The 8,988-nt window shown below is 61.4% G+C and carries 10 protein-coding genes; 8 read left to right on the forward strand and 2 right to left on the reverse strand.

All coding sequences use genetic code 11. From position 1 onward, the window contains the following. On the reverse strand, positions 1-196 hold a 196-nt coding region (locus tag EN893_RS09075; protein ID WP_206640094.1), incomplete at its 3' end, for a LacI family DNA-binding transcriptional regulator. 55 nt (positions 197-251) lie between these two features. Then, positions 252-1,250 carry a 4-hydroxythreonine-4-phosphate dehydrogenase PdxA gene (locus EN893_RS09080; protein ID WP_127269667.1) on the reverse strand — a complete coding sequence of 333 codons (999 nt, stop codon included), beginning with the start codon at positions 1,248-1,250 and terminating at the stop codon, positions 252-254. 86 nt (positions 1,251-1,336) lie between these two features. On the opposite strand from EN893_RS09080, the gene EN893_RS09085 reads away from it, so the two are divergent. The 8 genes from EN893_RS09085 to EN893_RS38605 all read left to right on the forward strand — a co-directional run. Continuing rightward, positions 1,337-2,848, forward strand: coding sequence for an aldehyde dehydrogenase family protein (locus EN893_RS09085; RefSeq protein WP_127269665.1), 1,512 nt, complete (start codon positions 1,337-1,339; stop codon positions 2,846-2,848). A gap of 16 nt (positions 2,849-2,864) precedes the next feature. After that, positions 2,865-3,794 (forward strand): 3-hydroxyisobutyrate dehydrogenase, encoded by a 930-nt coding sequence (gene mmsB, locus EN893_RS09090; protein ID WP_127269663.1) that lies wholly within the window; start codon positions 2,865-2,867, stop codon positions 3,792-3,794. After that, positions 3,791-5,098: a histidinol dehydrogenase gene (hisD, locus tag EN893_RS09095; RefSeq protein WP_024505473.1), complete on the forward strand. Its 1,308-nt coding sequence runs from the start codon at positions 3,791-3,793 to the stop codon at positions 5,096-5,098. The genes mmsB and hisD overlap by 4 nt, the downstream gene beginning before the upstream one ends. Before the next feature lie 102 nt (positions 5,099-5,200). Beyond that, on the forward strand, positions 5,201-6,085 hold the full coding sequence (locus tag EN893_RS09100) for an amidohydrolase family protein (protein ID WP_127273113.1): 885 nt from the start codon (positions 5,201-5,203) through the stop codon (positions 6,083-6,085). Next, positions 6,072-6,995 carry an NAD(P)-dependent oxidoreductase gene (locus EN893_RS09105; protein WP_164751045.1) on the forward strand — a complete coding sequence of 308 codons (924 nt, stop codon included), beginning with the start codon at positions 6,072-6,074 and terminating at the stop codon, positions 6,993-6,995. Before EN893_RS09100 ends, EN893_RS09105 begins: the two co-directional genes overlap by 14 nt. After that, the gene (locus EN893_RS09110) at positions 6,985-7,899 is read left to right on the forward strand and encodes an NAD(P)-dependent oxidoreductase (protein WP_127269011.1); all 915 of its coding nucleotides are present in this window, start codon (positions 6,985-6,987) and stop codon (positions 7,897-7,899) included. Before EN893_RS09105 ends, EN893_RS09110 begins: the two co-directional genes overlap by 11 nt. Before the next feature lie 23 nt (positions 7,900-7,922). Beyond that, the gene (locus tag EN893_RS09115; RefSeq protein WP_127269015.1) at positions 7,923-8,672 is read left to right on the forward strand and encodes an SDR family NAD(P)-dependent oxidoreductase; all 750 of its coding nucleotides are present in this window, start codon (positions 7,923-7,925) and stop codon (positions 8,670-8,672) included. 58 nt (positions 8,673-8,730) lie between these two features. Continuing rightward, on the forward strand, positions 8,731-8,988 hold a 258-nt coding region (locus EN893_RS38605; RefSeq protein ID WP_206640095.1), incomplete at its 3' end, for a hypothetical protein.

Genomic DNA, 8,988 nt, shown 5'->3' on the forward strand with positions numbered 1-8,988 from the left:
GGATATCGGCCATGATCAGGCCAACCATATTCGTCTTCTTCGTCTGCAGGCTTCGCGCGATCCCATTTGGCGTATAGCCCAAGCGCTCCGCCGTCTTGCGAATCTTTTTCTTTGTCTCCTCTGAAATCCTCCCGTCGCCGGCGAGCGCGCGAGACACCGTCGATTGCGATACGCCAGCCTCCCGCGCGACATCCACCGAAGTTGACCGTCTCATGCATTGGATCCTTTGCGCAAATCAGCTTTTGCGCCTGTTATGCTGCCTTGCGCGCAGCAATAGCAAGACGATGCGCGAGATCAAACGCTGCTGTCAGCCCGGCGGGGTCGGCGCGATTTTGGCCAACAATGTCGTAGGCTGTTCCTTGCGAGGCGGTAACGATTGGCAGCGGCAATCCGCCAAGAACGGTCGAGGTGTTGGTGAAACCGAGTGTCTTCAGCGCGATCTGGCCCTGATCGTGGAACATGGTGATGATCAAGTCGAGCTTCTCCGGCCCCACACGCAGAAAGACGGTATCGGCCGGATAGAGGCCGGCGACATCGTATCCAAGCTCCTTTAGCCTTTCGACAGCGGGGAGGATAATCTCGATCTCCTCAGTGCCCATTGCGCCGCCTTCTCCCAAATGCGGGTTAAGGCCGGCAACGGCTATTCTCGCACGTTTGCCGCTTGATGATTCGACCGCCCTGGCGCCGGCCACCGTGGCCGCAATGATGGACTCCACGGAGATGTTGTCGGCCACGGCGCGAAGCGGGATATGCGAGGTTACGCGGGCCGTCCAGAGAGCCCCCTGGTTATTCATTTCGCAGCAGAAGCCAGTAACCCCGAGGCGATTTGAGAAAAAATGCAGTTCGTCGATCGCCTTGTGACCGGCCAGCCACATCGCCTGTTTGTTGAGCGGACCATAGACAATCGCATCGAGCTGCCCTGCCCCGGCCGCGTCTGCTGCACTCTCCAGCGCCGCGAGCGTGGCAGTTCCGCCCTCCGCGCTCGCCACACCGGGTTTGTGGCCGCCTCGATCCAGACCTGAAATCAGCGCCACGCCGCCACGCTCCGGAATTGATGAGACGCCATCGACGACCGGGATTTCAGCATCGAGTCCAGCGATTCGCATTCCGTCGCGAAAGCTCCCTTTCCCACAAAAGACGGCAACGCGAAGGTCACTCTGGCGCCCCTTTGCATTGACCAATTTGGCGCAAAGTTCCGGACCGACACCGGATGGGTCTCCCGCGACGAGGCCGATTGTTGTCACAGACATTTCTCACTCCTGTTTGACAAACTCATTTCAAATGTCTAACAGAGTGCATACGTATGCTCAATCAAAAACGACAGAAGCCATCTCATATGAAAGCCTTTGCAACAGACTCTCTTGAAGCGCGCATCGGCGCGCAAACCACGGAAGCGAGACGACTTTCGGGCCAGATCGTCTGCGGCGGCGGCTTGAGAAAAGCGCTCACAACCGCGCAATTCGATATCGAGAACCCCGCCACCGAAGAGATCATCGGCTCTGCGCCACGCTGCGGCATAGAGGATGTCAATTCTGCGGTGGATGCGGCTTCCCTTGCGTTCCGGTCTTGGTCGGCAACGCCGGCGAGAGAGCGCGGCGCCCTGCTCATGCGGGCAGCCGATCATCTCGACGGCTTCCGTGAAGACATTGCCCGGCTCTCGTCGCTGGAGACTGGCAACGCACTTCCAACCCAATCGCGCAATGAAGCCGGCACCATGGTCGACATCCTGCGTTATTTCGGTGGCCTGGCCGGCGAGATCAACGGCCAGACCTATCCGCCCGATCCTGGCCGGCTGCTCTATACGCGACGCGAGGCGCTTGGAGTCGTTGGCGCGATCATTCCGTGGAATGCACCGCTGATGCAGCTTGCCAGCAAGATCGCCCCGGCACTCGCCGCGGGCAACACCGTCGTGCTAAAGCCGGCCGAGCAAGCACCCTTGGCAGTGCTTCGGGTGTTCGAACTGCTGCAGGCGGTTCTGCCACCCGGCGTCGCGAACGCAATCACCGGGCTCGGCGAGGAAGCAGGTCGCCTGCTTTGCCAACATCCGGCTGTACGCAAGATCAGCTTCACCGGATCGAGCGCCGTCGGCGCCTTGATCATGCACTACGCCGCCGACAAGATCATACCAGTCACAGCCGAACTCGGTGGCAAGAATCCGAACATCGTCCTGGCTGATGCCAATGTCGATCGCGCGGCGCGTGGCATTCTGCAGGGGCTTCGGCTTCAGCGTCAGGGCCAGTCGTGTTCCGCCGGTACGCGGATCTATATCCACGACGCCATCTATGATGCGGTGATCGAGCGCGTCCTGGCCGGCATTCCGTCTTTTCGGGTTGGAAACCCGCTGGATGAAGCGACACAGGTGGGCTGTATCGTATCGCGCAAGCAGTTCGATCGTGTCGAACGCTATATCGAAATGGCGCGGCAGACGCCGGGCGCCCGTATCCTTTGCGGCGGCCAGCGTCCCGAAGGTCTGGACAAGGGTTATTACTACTCGACGACGCTGATCGAGGGCGTTCCCGCAAGCTCACCCGTTTGCCGTGACGAGATCTTCGGGCCGGTCGCGACTGTCTCACGCTTTACCGATTTCGAGACCGTGCTGCAGGAAGCCAACGACACGCCTTACGGCCTCGCGGCAACGATTTTCACGGAAAACCTCCCGGCGGCGTTCGACTTCGTGTCGCGCATCGACGCCGGCTTCGTGCAGGTCAACCAGTTTGCCGTCGCGGAAGCCAACATCGAATATGGGGGGACGAAAATGAGCGGCATGGGACGTGAGCTCTCGCTGGCAAGCATGGTCCAGCATTTCACCTGGTCGAAGACCGTCATCGTCAACACGTCGGCTGCCTGACCGGGAGAATGCTCAAGTGAAAACCGTCGCTTTCCTTGGACTTGGCAATATGGGTCAACCAATGACCCGCAATCTGGTCCAAGCTGGCTTTCCAGTCATTGGCTTCGACCCGTCTTCGGCCGCACAGGACGCGGCTGAGAAGCAGGGCGTGAAACGTGCCACCTCCGCCGCCGAGGCGGCTTCATCGGCCGATGTGGTTATCACCATGCTTCCGACCGGAGACAATGTCCGCGACGTCTATCTTGGAGCGTCGGGTGTCATCGCGGCATCCCGCAAGGGTGCGCTCTTGATGGATAGCAGCACGATTTCATCGACCGTCACCGTGGAAATCGCCGCTGCCGCCCGCGCCGCCGGCCGGCGCATGATCGATGCACCGGTTTCAGGCGGGACGCCGCGCGCCCATTCCGGCACTTTGACTTTCATGGTCGGCGGCGAGGCCACGGATGTCGAGCATGCCCGCCCTCTGCTGGAAGCAATGGGACAGCGCATCTATCATGTCGGGGCTTCGGGAGCGGGCCACACGGCGAAGCTCTGCAACAACATTCTGTCCGGAATATGCATGGCGGGAACTGTCGAGGCGCTGGCACTCGGTGTCGCCAATGGTCTCGACCCAGCAATCCTCAGCGATGTGATGCGCAACTCCTCGGGCAACAACTACGCGCTCGAGCGCTATCACCCATTCCCGGGCCTGATGGAGAATGTGCCCTCTGCCAACGGTTTTGCCGGCGGTTTCCGCTCGGATTTCCAGTTGAAGGACATGCGGCTCGCCAAGGAACTGGCGAACAGCTCGAAAGTCCTGGCAGCGATGGGAAATCTGGCAACAGAGCTCTTCGCCATCCATTGCCAGAATGGACATGCCGGCGAGGACTATTCGAGCATCATCAAACTGGCGCTCGATCTCGACAGCTACTTAGAAGGCAGGACGACGGAAGGGGCGACCAAGTGATCCGCAAACTCAAAGAGGGGCGCGACCCGAGCGCCGTGGCAGCCGATCAGGCCACCGTCAGAGCCACTGTAGAGGGCATCATCGCAGATGTCCGTGCGCGTGGCGATGTTGCGGTGCGCGAGCTTTCGATCCGCTTCGACAAATGGGACCGCAAGGATTTTCGCCTGACCGATGCGGAAATACGCGCCTGCCTTGCGGAACTGTCCGAACAGAACCTGAGCGACATCCGCTTCGCGCAGGAACAGGTTCGCAACTTCGCGCAGCATCAGCGCGAAGCGTTGCGCGATATCGAGATCGAAACCCTGCCGGGCGTTGTTCTTGGGCACAAGAACATCCCCGTTCAGTCCGTCGGCTGCTATGTGCCAGGCGGAAAATATCCATTGCTGGCTTCGGCCCATATGTCGGTCATTACGGCCAAGGTTGCCGGCGTGCCGCGCATCTTCACGGCTGCGCCGCCTTACGAGGGGCGCCCTGCCGCGGCGATCGTTGCGGCCCAGCACCTGGCAGGCGCGGATGAAATCTATTGTCTCGGCGGTGTGCAGGCCGTAGCCGCCATGGCACTGGGCACACAAAGCATCCAGTCCGTTGCCATGCTGGTCGGTCCAGGCAACGCCTTTGTGGCGGAAGCCAAGCGCCAGCTCTATGGGCAGGTCGGCATCGATCTCTTCGCCGGTCCGACGGAAACCCTGGTCATTGCCGATGACAGCGTCGACGCCGAGCTATGCGCGACCGATCTCCTCGGCCAAGCCGAGCATGGTCCCAACTCACCGGCAGTCTTGCTGACCAATTCAGAGGCCCTCGCCAAAGCCACGATCGCAGAGGTCGAAAGGCTGCTGAATATCCTGCCGACTGCCGTCGTCGCCCGTCGCGCATGGGAGGATTATGGCCAGGTGATCCTGTGTTCGACAGAGGACGAAATGGTCGGTGAAGCAAACCGCATCGCATCGGAACATGTGCAGGTCATGACACGCGATCCCGATATCTTCCTCGAGCGGATGACGAACTACGGGGCGCTGTTTCTCGGGCCGCGAACCAATGTCGCCTATGGCGACAAGGTGATTGGAACCAACCACACGCTGCCGACGGCGGGAGCCGCCCGTTACACCGGCGGCCTTTGGGTCGGCAAGTTCCTGAAGACCGTTACCTATCAACGCGTCCTGACCGATGAGGCCTCGGCAATGATCGGCGAATACTGTTCGCGCCTTTGCATACTTGAAGGGTTCGCCGGCCATGCCGAGCAGGCAAACGTTCGTGTCCGTCGCTATGGCGGGCGCAACGTCCCCTATGCGGCCGCCGCTGAATAAATCGCGATAAATCGCGGCGACGACTGCGGATGCCGGATGAGGAGCTGGCATCCAATCTGAGACGGGTCGTCCCGAGACGGAGAGGAGACAGACGTGACTGATATGCCGATGGTGGATGCTCACGTCCACTTCTGGAATCCCGAGCAGAACTATTATCCGTGGCTCAACGATCGGCCGCTGATCCCATTCCGCTATGGCGACTACTCCTCGATATGCCGGCCGTATCTGCCGGCCGATTACAAGCGGGACGCTGTCGGCCACCACGTTGTCAAGACGGTCTATATCGAAGCCGAGTGGGATCCGAATGATCCAATCGGCGAGATGGATTATATCGCCTCCCTTCGTCGTGAGACGGGGTGGCCTAACGTCGCTGTCGGCCAGGCATGGCTCGACCGGGACGACCGCGCCCGGGTGCTGGAGCGGCTGGCCGGTTTCGACTTCGTACGCGGCCTGCGTCACAGGCCGAAATCCAATCCCAAGCCCGGCTCAGCCGCTCCAGGCAGCATGGTCGACCCGCATTGGGTCGAAGGTTTCGCCATGCTGTCCAGCTATGGTTTGCGGTTCGATCTGCAGACACCATGGTGGCATCTGCACGAGGCGTGCACGCTCGCCGACCGCTTCCCGCAGACGCAGATCATCCTGCTGCATTCAGGGCTGCCGGCCGATCGCAGTGCCGAGGGGATTGCCGGCTGGAAGGCGGCAATGACCGAATTCGCCAAGCGGCCCAACGTGGCAGTGAAGATCTCCGGCATCGGCCTGCCTGGCCAGCCTTGGACGGTCGCCAACAACCGCGACATCGTGAGGTCGATCATCGAGATTTACGGCGTCGAGCGCTGCCTGTTCGGGAGCAATTTCCCGGTCGACAGTGTGTGCGGCACGCTCGATAAGATCTTTGGTGGCTACAAGGAGATCACGGCGGATCTCGGACCTGAAGCGCAAAAGCGCCTGTTCCACGACAATGCGGTCCAATTCTATGACATCCGGTAAGCCGCGCCTTGCCTATATCGGCGTCGGCCTGATGGGCGGACCCATGGCCGCGCGCCTTGCAGGGCTTGGCTACAAGCTACGAGTCTTCGACGCCGATGCCGGCCGGCAAGCTGCGGCTATGGCTTCGGGTGCAGTTGGCGCTGCGTCGCCAAAAGACTGTGTCGAGGACGCGGATCTCGTGCTCCTCAACCTGCCGTCGCAGGCGGCAGTCGAAACCGTGGTGTTTGGCCAAGCGGGCCTGTCGGATGCTCTGCTGTCACCGCAGATCGTGGTGGATTTCTCAACCGTGTCGCCGGATTTCTGCCGGTCCATCGGTTGGCGCGTCCAAGCGGCCACGGGATGCGAATGGATCGACGCTCCGGTTTCGGGTGGTCCCTCGGCGGCAGGCGAAGGCAATCTGACGATCATGGCCGGCGGCTCGGATTGGGCGATCGCACGCATCCGTTCCTTAATCCAGGACGTCGGCCGGCAGTTCACCCATGTCGGACAGACAGGCATGGGTTCGGTTGCCAAGATGATCGCGCAGCTCGTGGTCGGCACGAATTATGCTGTTCTGGCCGAAGCCGTGCGCCTCGCTGAAGCGGCAGGAATGGATGCTGCGCTGCTGCCCGAATGCGTGAAATACGGCCATGCCGACGGCGTTCTGATGCAACAGCTCTATCCACGTATCGCCGCACATGATTTCGCGCCGCGGGCCTATGCGCGTCAGCTGCTGAAAGACCTCGACATGGTGCAGGAGCTCGCCCGTAGTTCGGGCACGGCAACCCCAATGTCCGGCCAAGCCGCCCAGCTCTTTCGTCTGCTTATCACCGCCGGCCACGGCGACATCGACGGCACCGGCATCTATCGCCTCTACGAAGGCGCGCCGTCACATCTTACAGCGATCGGGGAGAGCGCGCGTGCCCAGTAATTCTTACGGATTCGTCGGTCTCGGTGCAATGGGCATGCCCATGGTCAGCAAGGCTCTAGCAGCCCAGCTCGACGTCCACATCTTCGATACCAACGCTGCGGCCGTCGACGTGCTTGTCGCGCAGGGAGCAAAGCGGCAAGACAGCGCCGCCGCGGTCGCCAATGCGGTCGAGACGGTCTTCGTCAGCCTGCCAAACGCGCCGATCGTCGAGGCCGTCGCGCTGGGCGAGGCAGGCCTTATCCATGGCAAACGCATCAAGCACTATATCGACCTCTCGACCACCGGCCCGACAATGGCGCGCAAGGTCGGCGATGCGATGGCGGGGCGCGGCGTATCGGTGCTGGATGCGCCTGTCAGCGGAGGACCGATAGGCGTCCGCAACGAGACGCTGGCGGTCATGGCTTCGGGGTCGGAGCACACCTTGGAACGGGCACGGCCTTTCCTGGCGACATTTGCCAAGACCTTTGTTCATCTCGGCCCCGAAGTGGGCAAGGCACAGATCCTCAAGCTCGCCAATAATCTTCTCACCGCAACCAACATGGTGATCGTCGGCGAGGCGCTGGCGTTCGCCGAAAAGGGCGGCATCGAGCCCGAGGATCTGTTCCGGATCATCAATGCCGGCTCCGGCCGGTCCTGGGTGTCGGAGATCGCCTATCCAAAGCATGTGGTGACACGCCGCTACGACCAGAATTTTCGCACCGAGCTGATGCACAAGGACGTGACGCTCTGCATGCAGGAAGCGGAGCGCATGGGCGTGCCGATGTGGCTCGGCGCCAACGTTCGCCAGTTCTGGCAGTTCGCCATGACGCAAGGCATGGCCGATGCCGATTGCTCGCGCATCGCGGCCCTCATCGAGGGTTGGGCGGGCGTGGAAATCGAAGACGCGGCCGAGGCTGCCGAATGAATGAACATGGGGAGGACTACGCCGTGATGCTGAAGGACAAGACCGCCATCATTACAGGCGCGGCGTCGCCGCGCGGCATTGGCAAGGCCACGGCCCGGCGGTTTGCCGCGCAGGGATGCCGTGTGGCAATCTTCGACCTCGACGAAGAAGCCGCCATGAATGCAGCGCGCGACATCGGCCCCGAACACATCGGCGTCGTCTGCGACGTCCGGGATCCAGCTTTTTGCCGCAAGGCGGTTGGTGACGTCATGGCCCGCTTCGGACATGTCGACATCCTGATCAACAATGCCGGCATCAGCCAACCCGACCGGCTGATGGATATCACCCAGGAGAATTTCGATCTGGTCATCGATTCCAGCCTGCGGGGCAGCCTGAACATGGCCCAGGCTAGCGTGCCTTCGATGATCGACCGACGGACCGGCGCGATCGTTTCGATCGGCTCGATCGCGGCCCAGATCGGCGGTGGCATTTTCGGCGGGCCGCATTATTCCGCAGCCAAGGGCGGCATCCACAGCCTCACCAAATCGATGGCGCGCGAACTGGCGCAGCACAATATCCGCGTCAACGCGATTGCCCCAGGCACGATCGACACGGACATCTTTGGCGACAAGCTGACCGAAGACAAGCGGCGCGACATCGTCGTGAACATCCCGCTTGGCCGGCTCGGAACGGCTGACGATATCGCAAAAGCTTGCCTGTTTCTGGTCTCAGACCTGTCCGACTACGTGACGGGGCTCATTCTCGACGTCAACGGCGGCCGATTCATGCACTGAAAAGACAGTCCGCACGGCCCTGCGGATCGATGCGACGACGAAACATTGGAGGCGACGCATGCTCAGGATCAATTCCGGACAAGACGAGGCTCCGCTTGCGCATGGGGCGGCGCTTCCACCATTTCGTCGTGAATTTCCAGCGCCTTCTTCAGCGATCGAAAGCGTGCATCGTCCCGCCTGTTCGATATGGGACACCCCCCGCGAGTTCCAGCCAGATGCCTTGTTGAAGTCAGGGATCAAGGATGAAGCGGTTGCCTCCTACCTGTCAGACACCCGCCCGCTCTATGACGCCGCCAAGCGTTGCGTTAGCCAGCTT

The organism is Mesorhizobium sp. M7A.F.Ca.CA.004.04.2.1, from assembly GCF_004022825.1.
Lineage (GTDB): Bacteria > Pseudomonadota > Alphaproteobacteria > Rhizobiales > Rhizobiaceae > Mesorhizobium.